Annotated in this window: 19 protein-coding genes; 12 read left to right on the top strand and 7 right to left on the bottom strand. The window is 43.9% G+C overall.

Annotated features, from left to right (window positions below; translation table 11 throughout):
* The first annotated feature begins 193 nt into the window (after window positions 1-193).
* Window positions 194-832, top strand: coding sequence for a pentapeptide repeat-containing protein (locus NST34_RS05835; protein WP_341127354.1), 639 nt, complete (start codon window positions 194-196; stop codon window positions 830-832).
* 13 nt (window positions 833-845) lie between these two features.
* Here the strand turns inward: NST34_RS05835 and NST34_RS05830 are convergent, their stop codons facing one another.
* Window positions 846-1,316 carry a SprT family protein gene (locus tag NST34_RS05830; RefSeq protein ID WP_081382729.1) on the bottom strand — a complete coding sequence of 157 codons (471 nt, stop codon included), beginning with the start codon at window positions 1,314-1,316 and terminating at the stop codon, window positions 846-848.
* Window positions 1,317-1,436: 120 nt separating this feature from the next.
* Here NST34_RS05830 and NST34_RS05825 point away from each other — a divergent pair, with 120 nt between their 5' ends.
* Both NST34_RS05825 and cmpA read left to right on the top strand, forming a co-directional pair.
* Window positions 1,437-1,799, top strand: coding sequence for a hypothetical protein (locus NST34_RS05825; protein ID WP_042124766.1), 363 nt, complete (start codon window positions 1,437-1,439; stop codon window positions 1,797-1,799).
* Window positions 1,800-1,864: 65 nt separating this feature from the next.
* Entirely contained in the window at window positions 1,865-2,002 is a 138-nt protein-coding gene (cmpA, locus tag NST34_RS05820; RefSeq protein ID WP_094874036.1) for a cortex morphogenetic protein CmpA, read from the top strand.
* A 75-nt stretch (window positions 2,003-2,077) separates the two neighbouring features.
* On the opposite strand, the gene NST34_RS05815 is transcribed toward cmpA, so the two are convergent.
* Window positions 2,078-2,248, bottom strand: a complete 171-nt coding sequence (locus NST34_RS05815; protein ID WP_156113060.1) for a hypothetical protein — start codon at window positions 2,246-2,248, stop codon at window positions 2,078-2,080.
* Window positions 2,249-2,379: 131 nt separating this feature from the next.
* Entirely contained in the window at window positions 2,380-5,733 is a 3,354-nt protein-coding gene (locus NST34_RS05810) for a DUF5107 domain-containing protein (protein WP_341127353.1), read from the bottom strand.
* A 174-nt stretch (window positions 5,734-5,907) separates the two neighbouring features.
* Here NST34_RS05810 and NST34_RS05805 point away from each other — a divergent pair, with 174 nt between their 5' ends.
* Window positions 5,908-6,801: an AraC family transcriptional regulator gene (locus NST34_RS05805; protein WP_341127352.1), complete on the top strand. Its 894-nt coding sequence runs from the start codon at window positions 5,908-5,910 to the stop codon at window positions 6,799-6,801.
* A 79-nt stretch (window positions 6,802-6,880) separates the two neighbouring features.
* Here NST34_RS05805 and NST34_RS05800 read toward each other — a convergent pair whose 3' ends face one another.
* Entirely contained in the window at window positions 6,881-7,375 is a 495-nt protein-coding gene (locus NST34_RS05800) for a DinB family protein (protein WP_341127351.1), read from the bottom strand.
* A 168-nt stretch (window positions 7,376-7,543) separates the two neighbouring features.
* Here NST34_RS05800 and NST34_RS05795 point away from each other — a divergent pair, with 168 nt between their 5' ends.
* The 5 genes from NST34_RS05795 to NST34_RS05775 all read left to right on the top strand — a co-directional run bounded on the left by NST34_RS05795 (window position 7,544) and on the right by NST34_RS05775 (window position 12,845).
* The gene (locus NST34_RS05795; RefSeq protein WP_341127350.1) at window positions 7,544-8,107 is read left to right on the top strand and encodes a CGNR zinc finger domain-containing protein; all 564 of its coding nucleotides are present in this window, start codon (window positions 7,544-7,546) and stop codon (window positions 8,105-8,107) included.
* 138 nt (window positions 8,108-8,245) lie between these two features.
* Window positions 8,246-9,331, top strand: coding sequence for a stalk domain-containing protein (locus tag NST34_RS05790; RefSeq protein WP_341127349.1), 1,086 nt, complete (start codon window positions 8,246-8,248; stop codon window positions 9,329-9,331).
* A 188-nt stretch (window positions 9,332-9,519) separates the two neighbouring features.
* Complete coding sequence (locus tag NST34_RS05785) at window positions 9,520-11,400, top strand: acyltransferase family protein (protein WP_341127348.1); 1,881 nt, start codon at window positions 9,520-9,522, stop codon at window positions 11,398-11,400.
* Between the two features lie 58 nt (window positions 11,401-11,458).
* Entirely contained in the window at window positions 11,459-11,965 is a 507-nt protein-coding gene (locus NST34_RS05780; RefSeq protein WP_076298375.1) for an RNA polymerase sigma factor, read from the top strand.
* Window position 11,966: 1 nt separating this feature from the next.
* Entirely contained in the window at window positions 11,967-12,845 is an 879-nt protein-coding gene (locus tag NST34_RS05775) for a DUF3298 and DUF4163 domain-containing protein (RefSeq protein WP_042124758.1), read from the top strand.
* Between the two features lie 69 nt (window positions 12,846-12,914).
* Here the strand turns inward: NST34_RS05775 and NST34_RS05770 are convergent, their stop codons facing one another.
* Complete coding sequence (locus NST34_RS05770) at window positions 12,915-13,436, bottom strand: GNAT family N-acetyltransferase (RefSeq protein ID WP_341127347.1); 522 nt, start codon at window positions 13,434-13,436, stop codon at window positions 12,915-12,917.
* Window positions 13,437-13,442: 6 nt separating this feature from the next.
* The gene (locus tag NST34_RS05765; protein ID WP_341127346.1) at window positions 13,443-15,422 is read right to left on the bottom strand and encodes a translation factor GTPase family protein; all 1,980 of its coding nucleotides are present in this window, start codon (window positions 15,420-15,422) and stop codon (window positions 13,443-13,445) included.
* A gap of 176 nt (window positions 15,423-15,598) precedes the next feature.
* Between NST34_RS05765 and NST34_RS05760 the strand changes: the two genes are divergently transcribed.
* On the top strand, window positions 15,599-16,390 hold the full coding sequence (locus NST34_RS05760) for an SDR family oxidoreductase (RefSeq protein WP_341127345.1): 792 nt from the start codon (window positions 15,599-15,601) through the stop codon (window positions 16,388-16,390).
* Window positions 16,391-16,476: 86 nt separating this feature from the next.
* The gene (locus NST34_RS05755; protein ID WP_339245581.1) at window positions 16,477-17,439 is read left to right on the top strand and encodes an S-layer homology domain-containing protein; all 963 of its coding nucleotides are present in this window, start codon (window positions 16,477-16,479) and stop codon (window positions 17,437-17,439) included.
* 140 nt (window positions 17,440-17,579) lie between these two features.
* Here NST34_RS05755 and NST34_RS05750 read toward each other — a convergent pair whose 3' ends face one another.
* Window positions 17,580-18,326, bottom strand: a complete 747-nt coding sequence (locus NST34_RS05750; protein ID WP_339269237.1) for a hypothetical protein — start codon at window positions 18,324-18,326, stop codon at window positions 17,580-17,582.
* 169 nt (window positions 18,327-18,495) lie between these two features.
* On the opposite strand from NST34_RS05750, the gene NST34_RS05745 reads away from it, so the two are divergent.
* Window positions 18,496-19,551 (top strand): UvrB/UvrC motif-containing protein, encoded by a 1,056-nt coding sequence (locus NST34_RS05745; protein ID WP_341127344.1) that lies wholly within the window; start codon window positions 18,496-18,498, stop codon window positions 19,549-19,551.
* Window positions 19,552-19,648: the final 97 nt, after the last annotated feature.

Genomic DNA, 19,648 nt, shown 5'->3' with positions numbered 1-19,648 from the left:
CTCTACCTAATATGGACTTCCCTTCCATCTTAAGTTGGTAACGCTTACGAAACGATGTGTGATTTTATCCAGAAAAAGGTGTATTTGTACGTATCTCCCGAAAGGTCTGAGCGCTACTGAAAATTGACAAATCTGCTGAACCCTAAGATAGTTAATTTAATTAGAAACGAGCATTCATTAAATGGAGGTACATATGAAATTCAAAATGGATTCACCAAAAATATCAGATCCAGACGCTCTACTCCCTGAGCAAATATACTCGCTGCAAACCAAAGATGAATTCAGTCGTTGCAGCATAAGCGATACAGTTATTGATAATCAAGAGGCGAATAAAGTCAGCTTTGATCAAGTGGTTTTTAATAATGTTACGATTATCGAGTCGTCCTTAACTGGGATTGAACTGATGGATGTAATTTTTGAGCGATGCGATCTATCCAATGTGGATTTTACGAATGCAATTATTCATCGAACCGAATTCAGGAACTGCAAGCTCATCGGTACGGACTTCACAAGAGGCAGATTCCAGAATGTTCGCGTGGTAGATTGTATCGGGGATTTCGCAACATTTCGAATGGCTAATCTGAAGCAGGTTGCTTTTGAGAATAGTTCATTGATGAGCTCTGATTACTACCAATCGAATTTCCAGAAAGTCAGCTTCAGCGAATGTAATATTGATCAAGCCACATTGTCAGGATCAAAGCTTAACGGGATCGATCTTAGTGACTGCGAGTTTAGTGGCTTGATCGTGGATATACAAGATTTGGAGGGATGTGTCATTTCGCCTCAGCAAGCTGTTTCCTTTGTGGGATTGATGGGTCTGGTTATAAAATAACGCGCTGTTCGACTTACTGGACTTCCAGCGCTAGCAGCTTCAGCTTACCCGAGCATTTGCCGCAGCGGTAGCGCTTGGGGTCTACTTTTCGCTTACGCGGATACTCCATAGCACATGCTGTACAGATCAGCTTGTACCGGTAAGGGAGTGACTTTCGAGCTTTCGCACCCGGCAATGTCTGACAATAGCGACTCCCGCCGACTTGTGCCAGCAGTCTTTTGAAATCAGTGTCACGATGCATATACCCTCGCTTCGCCAAATGCAGATGATAATGGCAGAGCTCGTGTTTTATAATCTTCTCCGTCTCTTCTCTACCGAACATAGCAAGCTGATGGGGATTAATCTCTATATTATGGCTCTTAGTAAAATATCGACCGCCTGTTGAAGATAATCGGCTGTTAAAGCTTGCCTTGTGCCTAAAGGGTACGCCAAAGCTGTCCCGTGATACCTGCTCAATCCACAGCTGCAGCTCTTCGTTGCTCATCGTTTCCATAGCGTTCTATCACAAGTCCTTTCCACGGGAATTAAGATCTCTACTTGAATTGTAACTTGTGCATAGGCTAAACTGTCAAGAAGGAAGACAAGTACGGAGGGAGAATAACTAATGCCGAAAATGCGGTATGTAATTTTGCAGCAACATCAAGAATTGCAATTCGTGGAAATGCCCGAGGAATATGCGTACCAGCTAAGTGCGCTCAATTTACGTCTAAACAAAGAAATCGACAAGCTGACAGCCGATAATGTACCGGATCTGCCCTTAGCCATTGCTGAGTGTGATTCATTGGATCTGCTACGCGAAGATTACTCCCTGGAGTCCGGTCTGGATTATATCAATAGATTGGAACAGGCCTTTGCCTCTGTTCAGGAGCAAAAGAACTATCCACTCATCTCCCTGCTGACCGAGATTCGGGCGCTGCAAGCGCAATTAGAGCAATGGTACGAAGAGGAAGCAGAAAGCATTCTGTAAATCGTCACCTTTAGGCTCATTTCTCCATATGCTAACTTACGTAAGCAGTTAGAGGAGTGATACCCTTGCCACAGTGGCTCTGCCATCAACTGATGAAAGCCTATTACAAAAAAGACCGCCGTCAGATCAAGCTGCTGAACGAGTGCTGGTTCTTTTATCGTAATTCTGCGGAATCACCGGATTCCATCCAGAGAAATTTATAGGATTCGTTCAATTCAAAAATCCATCCCGCTACTTACAGGGGATGGATTTTTGTATAGGATTCATTGGAATCCGAATTAGAACATAGGGAATACATATCTGACCAAGAAGAAAAGTGCTCCGAAAAAAATAATAATATAAGCAGCGTATTTAATAAAGGTAGATGCGACAACACTGGAATCCGATTTCCGTTGCACCTCTGTATGCTCCACTTCAACGCTTCTATCTTTATAGCCCGGTTCCATCATCAATCTCTCCTTTCGAATATAGGCTGGTAGATAGTCTCCATTAACCCGGGGCTTTCAGAGTTGAAACAAAATGCCAAATCGAACCAGTTATTGTTCATCGTTATGAAACTGCTTTATTTCTTTTACGATTCCTAGCACAACGCCTTGTGAATTCGCGCGCCTTGATGGTTCGGCTCCAAGTGCAACGCTTGTTCAAAGCGTTCTTTCGCCTCCGCCATTTTTCCTAAGCCTAATAAACCTAAACCCATCATGAACAAGCAATGAATTTGATTGCGTCTGTTCAGATCGTCCTCGAATACGAGGAAATCAGGCAATGATACGGCAAAATAGTCAATCTTCACATCATCAAAAAGATGTCTCTCTGCGAAATCAATCAGCTTATTAAAACGACGTTTCGCTTCCTTGGGATGATTCAGCTGTACCCATGCTAGGCCCTGATAGAAGATCATTTCTGGCGGCTGATCGTTGTAGTACATCGCGCTGGCTGGTTCTTTCAAGCCTTGAGACGCAATCGCCCAGTGTCGTGCAGCTTCTTGCATATTGCCTAATCCGTTATAAGCCACACCAAGCTCGTAATACACATTATTCTCTTGCGCACCATCGAGCTTACCCTCACCTAAATTCTCTGGATAATGAAGCGCACGTGTTAATAATGAGATAGCCTCTTCATATTGGCCTACCTGATTCGCCTGCTTGCTCAGTTCAACAAGCGCCAAAACATATTGCCCCGTAGCTTTCCCTTCTCCACCTTCCCATGGATGGAATTGACGTCGTAATAGAACAGACAAAGCCTCTTCATGCTTGCTAAGCCAATTCAGTAGGGTCACATATTCAAGGTATAGATCATCCCGCTTCTCCACCAGCTCCATATGCTGTTGAAGTCTTGCCATACGCTCCTGAGCAGAAACACCCATCTTCTTATACAATTGGTCCAGCTCGTAGAATACTCTCGCATCATTCGTATTGCACTGGAAAGCTTGTTCAAGTGACTGCAAGGAAGCCTCAGCATCATTACGCTTATTGTAATAGGCAAGCGCAAGATTACGATGAACCGTCGGGAAACGATCATCAAGCGCGACGGATTGCTCCCAATGGCGAATGGCATCGTCGGTACGTTTTTTATCATAGAATAGATTTCCTAGATAATAATGAGCCTTACTATCTAGCGGATTGCAGGCAATCGCACTTTCTAATACCTGCAGCTCAAATAAGCTGTTCGGGAAGCAATAATCAGATGATGCTGCTTGAGCAAGCTGAAGCTGCGCTGTCGCTTCTTCCTCATGACCCATTTTCTCGTGTACATAAGCCAATGTGTAATGCACCATCGGATAATTGGGTTCATTCGATTTCCTACGAATTTGCTCTAACACCTGTGCAGCTTCCGCGAACAATCCACTACCTGCATAATCGGAAGCTAGATTTAAATAGTTATGCACATCGTTTCGCATGAACCGTGCAAGCTTCATCTGAGCCTCAGCTGCTTCCTCTTGTCGCCCGAGCAATGTAAGCGTAAGCACTCTCTCATACGCTGCCCCGAAATCCGCGATATCTAGTTTCAATGTCTCCTCTGCGAATGTAATCGCCTCAGAGTAACGTCCAAGCTTGCGTAAAAGTGCTGTTTTTACATGTCTTGATTTATAGTTTCTTGTGTTACGTGCCAAAGCTCTAGTTGCGAGTTCCAACGCTTCTTCATACGCCCCACGTTCACAAGCAATTTGACTCAATGCATAGTATCCACTGTCTTGAAATGCTGCAGACCATACCGCCTTGTAGAAGGCAGCAAATGCTTCTTCCTTGCGATCCTGCAGTCTGAGAACTACACCAAGCTGATAGTATGCTTCACTATCATATGGATTCGGATTGCGCCAAGTCAGCGATCGTATAGCCGTACGGAAATGATTTTCCGCTTGCTTGAACAATCCTCGACGAAGCAGCAGTGTCCCATAAGCCACATTAAGCCGAATATCGGATGCATCTCTTCTTAAGCCTTCTTCATAATAATGCTCTGGCTCGAACGTAGCATGACGGTATTGCTCCAAGTGAACTCCAGCCAAATACAACTGCTCTGTGCTTTTTAATTCTTCCGGTAGTGGAAGTGGCTTGGCTGCATCTGGAACCTGTTCAATGCTAGGCTTCGCTGGACGATAAGATATGAGGCTGTTTCCGTTCACATCAAACACCGTTAGGATTAAGTGATGCGGCTGATCCACTTTATCTAACGTAATGACAGATTTATAGGTTAATTCTGGAGAGAGCGTAACGGTATCCTTCACGTACGTTCTATGCTGTCCTCTAAGTTCAATAACCGCTCCCTCGAATACCGAAGTTCCATAGGCCATCACAGTGGCAGTCCGTAAAGTCTCATCCACCTCAAGATTGACTGCAGCATCAACAGAAGCATTTTTCACAATTCCGATGTTCTTATATGGCATGAAATATTGTGTAAATGACTTCTCTTCATACGGCTGGAGCCAAGTGAAATCGGGTTGATTATCCGTAAATACCCCTGTCATTAATTCAATATAGGGTCCGTCCTCATCGGTTAAATTACGGTCCCACGCTTGACCAAATTCGCCGTTCCCCCAAGTCCACTGCTTTTTACCCGGAGATACATGGTGATTCGCTACGTGAAGCAGACCCGCTTCAACCCCATGATCATAACCGCCCACGAAATTGTAATCGGATTTGTACGCCATGTATGACGTAGGAACCGGAATATTTTTATAGCGTGAAATATCTACACCTTCGGAATAATCCTTCTTGTAATACGTTCCTGTTGCAATTGGGAATCTGGACACATCACGTTTACCATGGTCGAATACGGCTGTGACATCCGGTGGAAACACCGATTGCGTATGGTCATTGACTGCAACCGCAGGGTTTGCCCACCATAAGAAGGTTTGTGGCTCCGAAGTTCGGTTATATAGCTGTGCTGTAACTTCGAGATAGGCTTTTCCAGGATGCAGCGTGAAGCCCGTTGTGACCTTCGTTCCATACATCCGGTCAATTTCACTCACCCATACGGTTGCACTGCCATCTTCATTCTCCGTAATTACATGCTCCACAGGGCCAAACGTGTTCGGACGATGATGCTGCGGCCAGTTAAATTCAATTCCACCTGAAATCCATGGTCCTGTCAGACCAACAAGCGCAGGTTTAATCACGCGATTATAGTAAACAAAATCATAATTGTTCGTCTTATCCAGAGCACGATAGATACGGCCGCCAATTTCAGGCATGATCTCGATGCGTACATATTCATTTTCGAGCATTACCATCTGATACGATTTCATTTCTTTCTCATCCATAATTTTATCAACCACAGGATGTGGATATACTCGCCCCGAGCTGCCTTGATAGACTCGCTTCTCGAGGAACATTGGATTTTTATCGGGTTCACCTGTTTCATAGGTAGGAATTTCAACCATTTTCTCCCATATGCGGACGCTGTTCGTTAAGATTGCAGAAGGCTCTTTCATACTCATTTCGTTCTCTCCTCCTTCGTGATATAGCTCTAATTTATCGTTGTATGCGCTTTTAAACAATTGACGATAATCTGTAACTGATGGACAATATTCTTATCCTAAAAATAATATTCTCCTTATGAATAGGTTGTTATTTCAAATAAATAAATTATGTTCTTAAAAAGGAGGGTTATCATGACAGATATCTCATTAAAGCCGGATGGCTTCGATGAGCAGAAGCTTTTTGTGCTGCCCGATTTCATGATGAATGAATTACATGAGAATCCGTTAACAAATTCCTTCTATGTAAGTGACATTGGCTGCTTCCCAAGAGCGAAGTTTCATTATCGAGAGCGTCCACAAGGATGTGACTCGCATATTCTTATGTATTGCGTAGAGGGTGAAGGGTGGATGGAGAGTCATCACAATAAGCTGATTCAAATAAAAGAACGGCAATTAGCTGTCATTCCTGCCGGAACACCCCATCGATATGGTGCTTCAGATGTGAATCCCTGGACGATCTACTGGATGCATCTAAAAGGAACGCATGCCGCTGCGTTGATTCAAACTTATGCCATGGACGTAGAGCCGCTAACCTTTACACTGAACCTTCATACCCAATGGATCGAAGATTTCGAGCAATGTTATGCCCTGTTATCGGATAAGCCTTATGCCATACGTAATCATATCTATGTGTCTCAGTGCATTCGTCATCTGATCAGCCACGTGGGATTGAGTACCATGAACTCTGAACAAGATAAAAAGAACGAACGTTATCTTGAGCAAGCCATTCGCTACATGACAGATCGAATCAACAGCTCCATTTCACTCCCGGATGTAGCGAAGCATATGGGGTTATCAAAGCAGCATCTAATTTATCTATTTAATCAAGAAACCGGAGTTCCCCCGATTGAATTCTATCTGCGCCTCAAAATGCAGCGTGCCAGTCAACTGCTGGCATTAACCGATCTACATATTAAAGAAATCTCTAGTGCTATCGGGATGCAGGACCCCTACTACTTTTCTAGATTGTTCAAAAAAATAATGGGATGCTCGCCGACTCAATATCGAAGCACCCCAAAAGGTTAAAATAAAGAAAAGCCACACGCCCGCTGCACCAGGTAAACCAGTATAGTGGAGTGTGGCTTATATTTGTATTGTAGAGGTTCTAATTAAAACTACGGTTGGAAACCCAGGAGCCTTGCAGTTTACGAAGCATAATAATTTGTCCGGTGTGGTATGAATCATGCAGGATAAGACTCATTACCTCTTCCCCTGGGGCATGACCCGATCCACCCCAATCATACGCGCCTTCTTCCAACGCCTCAATGATTTCTCTAAGAGCAGCGTGCACATCCTTCAGGTCTGCAACGGCCTTCGCCCATGCTTCTTCCCCTTCCGTTGTTACAGTGAAGGTAGCATCGTTGCTTTCAGCATCAGGTTGTTTGGGCAACCCTTTTAACTTTCGCAGCAAACGCACCTTATAATATGTTAGATGGTTAACCGTCTCCCAGATGGAATTGATTGTACTCCCCTCTGGCTTCCAAAGTGCCTGTTTACTGTCCACACCTTCCAGTGCATCACTTAACGGCGGGGCCCAATCCTCGATATCCATGCAATAATCCCAATTTTGCAGCAGAACCTCACTGATTTTATTTTGCATGTTCAACCTCCTAATACTAACTGAATTATGTAACTACTTAAATCATCATATAGTGGTTACATTAGAAATGTAGCAGATTTCCAGCATTCAATCAAGTAACTAGCTAATCACAATTTTAACTGTTACAATCGTTGTAATCGAGAGTTGTGCGGAAAGGATGAACAGGACTTGTTGTGGGAGGATTTCATTAATAGTTACTGGCGGGATTGGCGAACAGGAGATAAGAATAAGGATCGGGATGAACTCGAAGATCCGGAGTGGATTGCGAAATGGCTGAAGAAGCATGCTCTGTTAGAAACACAGCTGCCGAATACGATAGAACTGGAACAGCTAAAGAAACTTCGATCCCTACTATGGGACTGGGTACAGACTATTGTACAAGGAAAATCGATGGATGGAGAAATGCTGAAGCAGCTCAATATCTATATGGACAAGGGTCCTGTTACGCGGCGAATGATATGGAAAAGTGCCGAGCAAGCGGAGATTTCATTATTGCCACTACATAGCGGTTGGGAGCAGGTGATGGCGGAGATAGCGGCGTCTTTTGCGGAGGCTATGCTTGAAAAAGAACCCTCAAGATTCCGTATCTGCGAGAATCCCGATTGCCTCTGGGTCTATTACGACGATACACGCAACCGCTCTAAGCGGTACTGCGATGACAAGGCCTGTGGCAACCTCATGAAGGTGCGGCGGTTCCGGGCGCGGAAGAAGGCTGAAAAGGGTTCGGAGTGACTATTAAAGGAACTCTTGCGGGATGACGAATTTCGATCAACATTTATCCCCCCCAAACTTTTCAACACTCCTAATACGTCTTGCTAGTAAGTGCGCTAATAACACACTTATTACAACGAAATGGAGCGTGAACAAACAATGAAAAAGAGCCCTTTTAACGTATTGAAGCTTGGTGTAGTCGGATTAACGGTTGTGGGAATAAGCGCTGGCATGTTACCAATGAATGGCACTGCTTTTGCTGATGCAGTGAACACGACTAAGCCTGCCATCAATGCCCCGATTTCAGCTGTACCGATTTCCACCATCAATAACACTGGGATCCAAATCAAAGAAGTAATTCTCACATCTTCAACGGAGCTTCTGAATACAAATATTAAAGTGCCACAGATCGTAGGTATGTTGGATACGAAGGCTCAAGAAGAGATCAACAGTGTCATTCTCTCTAATGCGCAGAAAGACCTTGCTCTTTGGGAAAAGGATGCAACTGAAGCAGCTGTAGACGCTAAAAAGGCTGGTTTTGAGTATCGCCCATATGAGCTTAATATTATTTATGACTTAAAGGAAAATAAAACGGATAACCCTTCTGGAATGATATCACTTGTCGTTACTTCTCAAGGTGAAACTGGTGGAACGGGTATGCCTCGTGTAGATACATACAATGTATTTAATACGAAACAAGCGAAGCGGATTGCCTTGTCAGATTTCTTTGGAAACGACTTTAAGGAAAAGTTGAATACCGGTATCCTTGCGAAGATCAATGAGGAACCTGAGAACTATTTTATTGAGGATTTCAAAGGGATCGACGAAGAACAAGGTTTTTATATTGAAAATGGTGAGGTTGTCATCCTCTTCCCTAAATATAGTATCGCTCCAGGCGCCATGGGAACTCCTGAATTTCGTTTCAGTACCCATATTACGAACAACCCGAAGCTCGATTTAAGTACAATAGCTACATTTAAGAATGCTAATGGGGTTTCAATGGTGTCATTACGAGATGTGGCGAATCGTTTAGGATATGAAATCAAGTGGAATCAAACGTCGCGCTCAGCTGAGCTAAAGAAAGGTGCACAGTGGACAAATGTTACCTTAGGTAAAGATTCTTACTTTTTTGCCAAAATGGCACCTGTCACTTTAGGTACTGCTCCTATCCTAAAGAACGATACGATATACGTTCCGGTTAAAATGGTTACCGATATTTTTCGTGTGGAAATTAAGAACGGCTAATTAGGCTAATGGCATTCCAGAATGATTTTTTGTTCTAGAATGCCTTTTTAAATTCATAGGCACTTGTGTACCGATTTCTGATCCATTCATGGTCACTCCTTTATTTACCAAGAGAAGCTAAGAACTTTTTTAAGTTAGTCATACGTCTTGCTGACATAAGACAACTGATGACGAAGGAATGAACTACCATGAAAGAAATCAAGGTTACACCACCGACTAACTCTTTAGAACCTGACAATTCCACGACTAGAAGGCGTTATATGCCGGGAATAGATGGACTTCGCGCACTCTCTGTGATCGCAGTTATTGCGTATCATCTCGACCTCAATTGGGCTCCAGGAGGACTTATAGGGGTCGGAATATTCTTCGTTCTGTCTGGATATCTGATCACGGATCAAATCATCCAAAGGTGGAAGCAAGACCGACGGTTCGACCTTAAAGATTTCTGGATCAGACGAGCGCGACGGCTATTGCCTGCTATGTTTGTCATGCTTTTTGTCACTGCTATGTGGCTTCTGTTGTTCGATCGTTCACGATTAGCAGCATTACAAGGGGACTTTCTATCTTCTACGTTATACTTCAATAACTGGTGGCTTATTTTTCACGATGTATCTTATTTCGAGAGCTTTGGACCTCCTTCTCCTATAGGTCATTTGTGGTCGCTCGCTATTGAGGAACAGTTCTACTTCATTTGGCCATTGGTTATTATTGTAGGGTTACGCCTTGCACCTCAGCGAGGTAAACTCATTGTGATGTGTCTAACAGGAGCATTCCTCTCGGCACTTGCTATGGCGCTAATCTATCAACCTGGAGTTGACCCAAGCCGAGTCTATTATGGTACTGATACTCGAGCTTTTGCTCTACTGATTGGAGCCGCTCTCGCTCTAGCATGGCCGAGTCAAAATTTGACCGATAAGATTTCACGCAGATCTCGCTATATCCTTGACTTCAGTGGTGCAATCGGATTAATCACCCTCATTCTTATGATTTGGAGGACGAATGAGTACGGACAATTTCTTTATTATGGCGGCTTGGTTCTCGTGTCGATCCTTTCCGCAATTGTAATAGCTGTACTCGCACATCCTGCGAGCCGACTAGCTAAAATCATGGGTTGCAAGCCCTTGCGTTGGATTGGCGTACGTTCCTATAGTATTTACATATGGCATTATCCAGTCATCATTCTAACTAATCCTACAGTAGATACAGGTGGGTTCGATGGTTTCCGTGTTCTTTTTCAGCTGGGAGTTAGCCTCCTATTAGCCTCACTATCGTGGAAATATATCGAAGAACCTATTCGTCAAGGTTTATTAGGAAGATGGTGTACGAAATTAAGCATTCATCTGCAATTCAAGATTCGACCCTTATTCATCTTTATTGCAGTCCCGTTAATCATATTGTCCATATCCTGCAGTAGCAACTTGGATACTAAGATATCCGCAGATCCGAATACAGGCACTATTACTAATCCCGATAAGAATGAACATAATGTCACACTAGTGCCCCCTCAAAATATACCAACACCTGTGCCTGTGCCTGTACCAGTACCAGTAGATCCACCGAAGAAGCCAGAACCTCAGCCTCAGGTAGAAGAAGCAGGTAAAGGTGTTACTGCGATAGGTGATTCCGTAATCCTCGATGCCGCTCCTTATCTACAAGAACTTCTGCCAGGCATTGTAATCGATGGTAAGGTAGGCAGGCAGATGTCACAGGCACAAGAAGTGGTCGATAAACTTAGAACCAAGGGGAAACTTGGCACTCGAGTGATCATTAATCTAGGTACGAACGGAGCTTTTAACTCCAATCAATTGCGGAAATTACTTATTTCACTTGAAGATGTTCAGCAAGTCGTACTAGTAAACACACGTGTACCGAAAAAATGGCAAAATACTGTGAATACCTTGCTTAAGAAAGTGGCTTTAGAATTCCCCAATGCTATGGTTGTAGACTGGCATTCCTCAAGCGAAGGAAAGGATTCTTACTTCTATGAGGATGGCGTTCATCTAAAACGAGAAGGTGCCAAATCCTATGCCGCACTTGTAGCTAAAGCCATACAAAAGGAGAATCAATGAGAATAGTAATCTAACAAACTAAAGCTACGCAATATAAAAAGAGAAGGGTTTTACGAATATGCTTAAGAGGAATAAAGAGAAATTACTCACTCTTTGTATTACAGATAACAAGGAGAACATATACCGTCTAGCTTACAGCTATGTGAAGAACAAAGAGGATGCATTAGATGTTGTTCAGGATTCGATTTATAAAGCTCTCTCCTCTATAGGGTTGCTAAAAAAACCAGAATCCGTAAAGAGTTGGTTGTTTAGAATCGTAGTAACTACCTCTCTGGATTTTCTGAGGAAACATAAAAGAGTTCAACCGGTAGATGATGAAGCACTCGACTTTTTTATCCCTGGTGCGGTAGACGTGTATCCAGATATTGATTTAGAAAGATCGCTGGATGATCTACCCCTTAAGTATCGAAATGTCATCGTCCTTAGATATATCGAAGATTTAAAGATCGAGGAAGTTGCGGAAGTATTAAATGAAAATGTCAATACAGTAAAGACTAGACTATATCAAGCACTCCAGTTATTAAGAGTCAACATGCAGGAAGAATCCTCAAAGGAGATCAATTAGAATGGATAACCAAATCAAAAAAATTATAGAAGATTATAACAAACTCCCTATTCCTGAGGAATTAGATTTCGTTGTAAGTAAAGCATTAAAGAAAAGGAAGATAAGAAGAATACGTTATCAGTGGATATCTGGAGTTTGTGCGGCAGCCCTATTTTTCGTGATTGGGATTAATGTCAATGTTAACATTGCCAATGCGTTCTCCGCTATACCTGGTGTAGACAGTATTGTTAAAGTGCTAACTTTTAGAGAATACAAAGTGGATGAGCAGACTTATAATGCAGACATAAAGGTCCCCATCATTACTAATCTAGAGAATAAAGAGCTGGAATCGACTCTGAATGAAAAATATCTCGAAGAAAACAAAAAACTATATGATGAGTTTCAAGCAGAGATGGAGTCTTTAAAGCAATCCGGAGAGGGGCATTTAGGGGTCGACACAGGCTTTGAGGTTAAAACGGACAATGCTGAGCTATTTGCTATTAGCAGATACGTGGTAAATACCGTAGGTTCATCGTCAACCACAATGCAGCACGATACGATAGACAAGAAGAATCAAATCCTGCTAAGTCTGCCTATGTTATTTAAGGATGATCGATATATCAGTATCATAAGTGAAAATATTAAAGAACAGATGCGCTCCCAAATGAAAGCAGATAAAGATATGTTCTACTGGATTTCAACAGATGAACCCAATGAAGACCTTTTTTATCAATTTGAAAATATAGCTAAAGATCAAGATTTCTATATCAACGATAAGTACCAGCTGGTTATTTCCTTTAACAAATATGATGTGGCTCCTGGCTACATGGGCGTTAGAGAATTCATCATTCCAACAGATGTAATTGCAGATGTTCTGGTCAGCCGTACGTACATTAAATAAATCATTATGAGACTCATAAGGGGTATGCGTTTTGTATCCCTTATGAGTCTTTTTTTGCGTGAAAAGTTATTAATCAATCCCTATGCCTCTAATGTCTTGCCATCTTATTTTTATTTCTTCTAATAATTCATTCCCTATCTTAACTTCTATACTTGAGATAGACTCTCCCCCAACGCTGTGGTAGAAATGAATCGCCGGATTGCCCACTAGCACCCAAGTCATAAACGAACTATAATTTTTCTTCAATAAATTCTGTGCTACACTTCTTATGAGCTGCTTCCCTAGACCTTTTCCTTGGTGTTCCTTAAGCAAATAAAGTGCATAAAGCTCCGCATCGTAGAGATCCGGCTCTCTTCGCGCCCCTCCATTTGCAAAGCCAATGATCATCCCAGCCTCATCTTCAGCAACATACATTACCTCGTCTTTATTGGGATTTTCAAAATTCTGAATCCAGCGCTTCCTTCTAGCTTCTACTGTGAAATTATCAAGAAACTCGTCTGATATTAGTCCTTTATACGTGGTTTTCCAACTCGTAGCGTGGACGAAAGCGATCCCGTCTATATCACTAGCTGTTGCTTCTCTGATCTTCATTTTATCTCACCCCTGCAGCGCCTTCCGCACGCTTAATATATATTTCGCTTGATCCAGCGGGTTCACGCCCCGGCGGGTACGCTCAGCGGATACGTCTGGCGGAGATTCTTCATAGCCGGCAAAAAAAGAAGTAAATGTGCTACGCCCCTTCGTATAGGAGCTTAAAGTAACAGGATAATCAAGCGACGTTGCCAGCGGCAGACGGCCTTCGATGATCATCCGCTCGCCTTGCAGCACGGGAGGCTCGAACGTGCCGCGCATCTGAACGAGGTCGTTCATCACCCGGCCGCCATTCTCCTCAGGGACAACGATGCGAACCTGAAGAATCGGCTCCAGTAGTTTAGTGCCTACCCGCGCGAGTCCATCCATAATCCCCATAGGAGTCGCTACGGCAAAATCTAGCGGATGGGTATGCCATACATGATGCTGTCCCTCGATTAAGGTCACTTTAAGATCGGTAACCTCCCAGCCGTACAAGCCCTGTTGCAAGGCTTCTGGTACACGGCGTGCGGTCTCGCTCTGATATTGCGGCAGCAGATCGGAACTCCGCACTACCGAATCATAAACTAAACCACTGCCAGGATGTCCGGGCTCAATCTGAAACCGCAGAATCGCCCAGCACGGCTTCGGCATCGTATAAGCGATAAAGCCTTCCCCAGCAGAGGCTGGCGTTTCTTTATAGATGACAGAAGGCTGACCGAAGGTAACCTTCAGCGCATACCGCTCCTCCAGAACACTATTCAGAATCTCCAGCTGAATAGGTCCCATTACTTTGATATGCAGCTCTCGCTCATCCTGCAGCCACTGCGCATCCAAGAGCGGATCTTCATCCGCCAGCTCCTGCAATGCTCCGATAACCTTATGGTCATCCATATCGGTTCCCCAGAATACGCGCACCGTTAGTAGCGGTACAGCCAGCTTCGCCTCCGCCGGAATCGCCTCCGGTTGGCCGAGTACATCTCCGATCCGTACCCCTGAAAGACCATAGATTACAGCGATATCCCCCGCTTCAAGCGATCCGACATCCTCAGTACGACCGCCCTCGACCTTGCGGATCTGGGTCACTTTTCCCTGAATATTCTGCGTGTAGTTCATTACCGTATCGCGGTTACGGATCGTTCCTTCATAAAGGCGGACAAACGCCATTCGCCCCATGCTTTTATCACGCTGAATATTGTAGACAATACCGGACACCGGCCCCTCAACATTGCCACCAGCTCGCGGAAAATACTCAACCATCGCGTCCAGCAATGCAGTAATGCCAAGACCCTTGGCGGCAACACCATAAACCATTGGGAAGAAGCGTCCTGAAGCGGAAGCTGTCTTCATATATTTTTTCCAAGCTGCAAGATCAATCGAACTACCTGACATATACGTCTCTAGCAGATCTTCATCCCGCTCAGCCAATGCCTCCAACAATTCAGTCTGTGCAGCAGGATCGGCATCGCTCCCCCACAAATCTATTGCGCCTATGTACTCCTGCTCTTTCCCGGTGGGTTGCTGTACAGGAATGATATCACTAGACAAATAATTTCGCGCTTGCGCCAGCACAGCCTCAGGGTCTGCACCTACACGATCCATTTTGTTCATAAAAATAAGCGTCGGTATTCCCAGCTTCCTCAGCGCGTTCCAGATCATCTCACTTTGAGCCTGCACACCCTCTACCGCCGACAAAATTAGCACCGCACAATCCATCACTCGCAAAGACCGTTCAACCTCTGACAGAAAATCGACGTGTCCTGGTGTATCAACGAGGTTGATCTGCACACCTTTCCATTCAAAAGAAGCTAATGCCGCCCGAACGGATATTCCTCGTTGCCGCTCCACATCCATAGAATCCGTCAATGCTGTCCCACTGTCTACACTGCCAAGCGCTCGAATGCGACCGCTTTCATACAAAATATGCTCTGTTGTTGTTGTCTTGCCGGCATCCACATGGGCAAATATCCCCACATTAATCCGTTCTGCTCCCTGCTGCTGAATCATCTATAGTACCCCTATCATGAGCTAGATTGATCTAAATATATATTGTACACATCCTTATGTCTCATAGTAATACATCCCTCCTTGTTGTTCCACCCTCCTACTAAATTGGTTAAATTCAGCTATGCCGGGTATGTAATTACTAAGTAAGAAGTCTAACGCCAAGGAGGAAATTCATCATGTTAGATCAACGATTGCAAAATAAAGTTGCAGTAGTCACAGGCGCAGGATCCGGTATTGGGAAAGCTACAGTCATAAGGTTTGCCCAGCACGGAGCTAAGGTATATATGCTTGATCGCACCCCTGAGGAATCCTATGAAACTAAACGTGAAATTGAATCCATTGGAGGAACAGCTACAGTTATCGAATGCGATGTTTCCAATCCAGGTCTTGTCGAAGAAAGTATTCGTAAGGTTGCGGATGAGGCTCGGAAGATTGATATCATTTTTGCGAATGCTGGCATTAATGGTACATGGGCTCCAATCGAAACACTAGAAATCGAAGATTGGGACCAGACGCTAGATACCAACCTACGCAGTACCTTTGCCACAGTAAAATATGCTATCCCCCATATGAAAGAAAATGGCGGAAGCATCATTATCACTAGCTCTATTAACGGAAATCGAGTGTTCTCGAACATCGGCGCTGCTGCGTACTCCTCTTCGAAGGCTGGACAAGTCGCTTTTATGAAAATGGCTGCGTTAGAGCTGGCGCAATACGGTATCCGCGTAAATGCGGTCTGTCCTGGATCAATCGACACTCAAATTGGAGATAATACGGATAAGAGTGATGATCTTCAAGAAGTGAAGATTCCTGTAGAATTTCCGAAAGGCAATCATCCTCTGGAAGATGCGCCCGGTAAACCTGAACAAGTAGCCAATCTAGTGTTATTTCTCGCCTCGGATGAGTCTTTCCATGTCACAGGAACTGAGATCTATGTAGATGGTGCCGAGTCACTCCTTCGCGGATAACGTTTTACTTGAATCTTTATAATATTTTAAATTGCCTGCAACATTTTGGTCTAATCTACCATCTAAGAGTATGGAGGTGACGCATAATGAAGAAATCATTATTCATAAGTAATGTCAAAACAATGACGATAGCCTGCGGTATTCTAGCAGCAAGTCTGTCATTTGGAGCATCCGCTTTTGCTTTTTCGGATTTGAAAGGTGATCCTGCGGAAGCAAAAATTAACTCCCTGCATAAAGAGGGGATTATAAATGGAGTAGACAAAGATAAGTTCGCGCCTAAATCTAAAGTAAGCTTTGCCCAAGGGATTCAGTTCATCGTTGGGGGTCTGAATCTGTCTCCGAAGCCAGAGGCGGGTAACAGCTCATCCAAAGCTAGTGATTATTTTGATAAGGTGAATGACAAATCCTGGTATGCTTCAGCCTTCCTGACTGCCAAGCAAAATGGTCTTTCACTTGATCGAACAGTAGATCCCAACGGAACCATCACCCGTGCTCAGTTCGCTCACTTATTGACGCAAGCACTGCAAAGTAAAGGTAACTTCCCGGTTACACTCATGTATGTAGACATTAAGGATGGCGATAAACTTTCTACAGAGGTTATAAATAGTCTCCAGATCCTGTTGAATACACATATCGCCACACTCGATAAGAACGGTAATTTCCGGCCAAATGATGCCATTACCCGTTCGGAAGCAGCCGCGATGACCTACGATGCAGCTGCTTTTGCCAAACGCGTAATTGTGTCTAATGGCAGCCCTACTACTCCAACCTATGAGACTGAGGTTACACTAACCAAAGCGGGTGAAGGAGTAAACAAGGCTACATTGACCGTTAACAACTTACCGCATTCTGGATATGGACTAGTGATTGAGCGAATCGAATTTGGCAAAGACAAGACCGCTGTGATTTATTTTAATGTGACTGCTCCTGATCCAGGAAAAATGTATGCACAGGTGATCTCAAAAGCATCTGTTGTCACTTATCTGCCAGAGGGATATAAAGCGATCGCTAAATCGGTATCTGGATCTACATCTAGCGCTACGCAATAAAAGCACCGGACTCGATTCTTATGGAACGAATCAAACGAAGGTGCCCCAAAAGCCGTAAAATGGCTACTGAGGCACCTTCGTTTTTTGGGTTCTCCCCCATGTTCTAAACTACCCACGGACTAATAAGAATTTCTTACTTCTCAGGGTGTCCATTGATCGTGAATAATACCTACTAGTGCATGATCCTCTCCAATCTTCTCGAAAACTAGACGCAGGCTGCGCCAGTCCATCCCTTCGACAGAAGGATCGATGCCAGTAATATGATATTCAACGAAATCATATTGCTCCTTGGGATACACTTCGTTCAAGTTATTGATCGTTGTACCTTGCCCAAGCCCCTTGTTCACAGCAATTTCGGCCGTCTGAATGAAGTCTGCATCGTAGACAAACCGCTTGTAGTAATCTGCGAATGTCAGCTCAATTAAATCACCCGATCCAGCAAATGTTCGCCAGACTCTTTTGGTAGAGTCATTCATTAATCCTTCCACTTCATCCTTGCTGAATACAAGATCATTCTTCGTATCTACGTATGCGTATGGAGAAAAACGTAACCCTTTATCTGAATGTACCCATGCGGCCAATTGCTTCATATCCTTATTTTTAATAGACCTTATGACTGTCGTCGCAGCTTCCTCTACAGTTGGCGGAAGTCCCTCCTGATCCAGTGGCTGATCCGTGCTTGATGGCTCCGTCTCCTGTAGTGGCTCCGTAGTAGCCGCTGGTTGTGCAGTTTGTGTCTGCTCTGGCGTTTGCTCAGGCATCTGCATTTGCGTCTGTTCTGGGGTCACCTTCGGTTCCGTTCCCGCTTCTGGCGTTCCTCTGCATGCTGTAAGCCATAACATAGCTGCTATCAGCGCCAAACCACCGATATTTCTTGCGAAGTACATAAGATCCCTCCTCGTTTTTGATCCCTCGCTCTTTAGACTGATTTGAACAAATGAAGGTTGCAGGCTTATACTAAAACTATCAGTCAAACAACTCTTATGAGAGGGCGGGGTTACTATTCATTTAACAGAAAAACTTAAAAGCCTTCCCCTGACTCCCGGCGTGTATCTCATGAAGGATGGCCTTGGCCATATTATATATGTGGGTAAGGCGAAACAGCTGAAACGGAGAGTGAAATCCTATTTTCAAAACTCGAAGTCTCATTCCCCAAAGGTAAAACAGCTCGTTCGCCATATTAAAGATTTGGATATTATCCTTACAGATACCGAATTCGAAGCTTTTATGCTGGAGTGCAAATTAATTAAAGAAATAAAGCCCATGTACAATAGAAAAATGAAAAATCCGAAGGCCTATACGTATATCGTAATAGGAACGGATGATAAAATGCATTCGTTAGAGATTACCTATGATCCTGCTGTTCAAAAAGGTAACCATATTTGGGGCCCCTACACGAGCAGAAGTACCGTGGAAAGAGCCGTGCAAGGCATCAAGGAAAGCTCAAAAATCCTTTGCAGCAATCCAAGCTTCAAAAATTCTTTATGCCTAAACCATTCGCTTGGCTTATGCATAGGGATGTGTGCTGGCGGCGATGCTGCCCTTCAATATAATACAATCATTGATAAAGTCATAGCCCTACTAAACGGAACGGATTCCAGCCTCCTTGTGGAGATGGAGCAACAGATGACTGAAGCTGCAGAGCAATTTGACTTCGAAACCGCCGCCAAATATAGGGATTACATCGGAGCCATCAGCTTCCTGAATCACAAAGAGAAGGTTATCGAATTCGCTGCAGAGAATCAGAATATCGCGATCCTTGAGGCCATGGATGAACAGACGCTTAAACTCATATTGCTCAAAGGCAATCGTATCCTGGCGCATACTAAGCTCGAATACGATCAACCCGATATTACCTACCTGCAAGCCGTTATAACATCAGCGATTATGGACACTTTCTGCGGTGAACTTAACCAGGCCCCGGCAGCAATTACTCGCCATGAAATTGACGAAGCACAAATTATATACAGCTATTTAAAAAGCAGCTCCTGCAGCTACATCATCGTGCAAGAGGATTGGCTTGCAGCTAACAATCATTCCCGTCTAGACACTGCGGTGGACGAGCTGTTGCGTATCTTTTTAAATGCTGCTCCAGCCCATTCGTATAATTAATCTACCTTGTAACTGCGGTGAATGTTTGGACTTCCGTCCCCTTCATCTCATCTATTGGCTCAACTGTTACTCTAAACTTACCCAAAAAGAGCAGGTC

The organism is Paenibacillus sp. FSL H7-0714, from assembly GCF_038003765.1.
In the GTDB taxonomy this organism is placed as follows: domain Bacteria; phylum Bacillota; class Bacilli; order Paenibacillales; family Paenibacillaceae; genus Paenibacillus_AQ.
The sequence above is the reverse complement of the archived record's forward strand: the minus strand, read 5'-3'. Positions and strand labels throughout refer to the sequence as shown.

Bases quoted from the DNA above. Each gene is read 5' to 3' on its own strand.
- NST34_RS05765 (WP_341127346.1), bottom strand. From the start codon at position 15,422: ATGATTCAGCAGCAGGGAGCAGAACGGATTAATGTGGGGATATTTGCC.
- NST34_RS05800 (WP_341127351.1), bottom strand. From the start codon at position 7,375: ATGCAAAATAAAATCAGTGAGGTTCTGCTGCAAAATTGGGATTATTGC.
- NST34_RS05790 (WP_341127349.1), top strand. From the start codon at position 8,246: ATGAAAAAGAGCCCTTTTAACGTATTGAAGCTTGGTGTAGTCGGATTA.
- NST34_RS05775 (WP_042124758.1), top strand. From the start codon at position 11,967: ATGGATAACCAAATCAAAAAAATTATAGAAGATTATAACAAACTCCCT.
- NST34_RS05785 (WP_341127348.1), top strand. From the start codon at position 9,520: ATGAAAGAAATCAAGGTTACACCACCGACTAACTCTTTAGAACCTGAC.
- NST34_RS05810 (WP_341127353.1), bottom strand. From the start codon at position 5,733: ATGAGTATGAAAGAGCCTTCTGCAATCTTAACGAACAGCGTCCGCATA.
- NST34_RS05780 (WP_076298375.1), top strand. From the start codon at position 11,459: ATGCTTAAGAGGAATAAAGAGAAATTACTCACTCTTTGTATTACAGAT.
- NST34_RS05805 (WP_341127352.1), top strand. From the start codon at position 5,908: ATGACAGATATCTCATTAAAGCCGGATGGCTTCGATGAGCAGAAGCTT.
- NST34_RS05815 (WP_156113060.1), bottom strand. From the start codon at position 2,248: ATGATGGAACCGGGCTATAAAGATAGAAGCGTTGAAGTGGAGCATACA.
- NST34_RS05830 (WP_081382729.1), bottom strand. From the start codon at position 1,316: ATGAGCAACGAAGAGCTGCAGCTGTGGATTGAGCAGGTATCACGGGAC.
- NST34_RS05825 (WP_042124766.1), top strand. From the start codon at position 1,437: ATGCCGAAAATGCGGTATGTAATTTTGCAGCAACATCAAGAATTGCAA.
- NST34_RS05835 (WP_341127354.1), top strand. From the start codon at position 194: ATGAAATTCAAAATGGATTCACCAAAAATATCAGATCCAGACGCTCTA.
- NST34_RS05755 (WP_339245581.1), top strand. From the start codon at position 16,477: ATGAAGAAATCATTATTCATAAGTAATGTCAAAACAATGACGATAGCC.
- NST34_RS05750 (WP_339269237.1), bottom strand. From the start codon at position 18,326: ATGTACTTCGCAAGAAATATCGGTGGTTTGGCGCTGATAGCAGCTATG.
- NST34_RS05745 (WP_341127344.1), top strand. From the start codon at position 18,496: ATGAAGGATGGCCTTGGCCATATTATATATGTGGGTAAGGCGAAACAG.
- NST34_RS05760 (WP_341127345.1), top strand. From the start codon at position 15,599: ATGTTAGATCAACGATTGCAAAATAAAGTTGCAGTAGTCACAGGCGCA.
- NST34_RS05770 (WP_341127347.1), bottom strand. From the start codon at position 13,436: ATGAAGATCAGAGAAGCAACAGCTAGTGATATAGACGGGATCGCTTTC.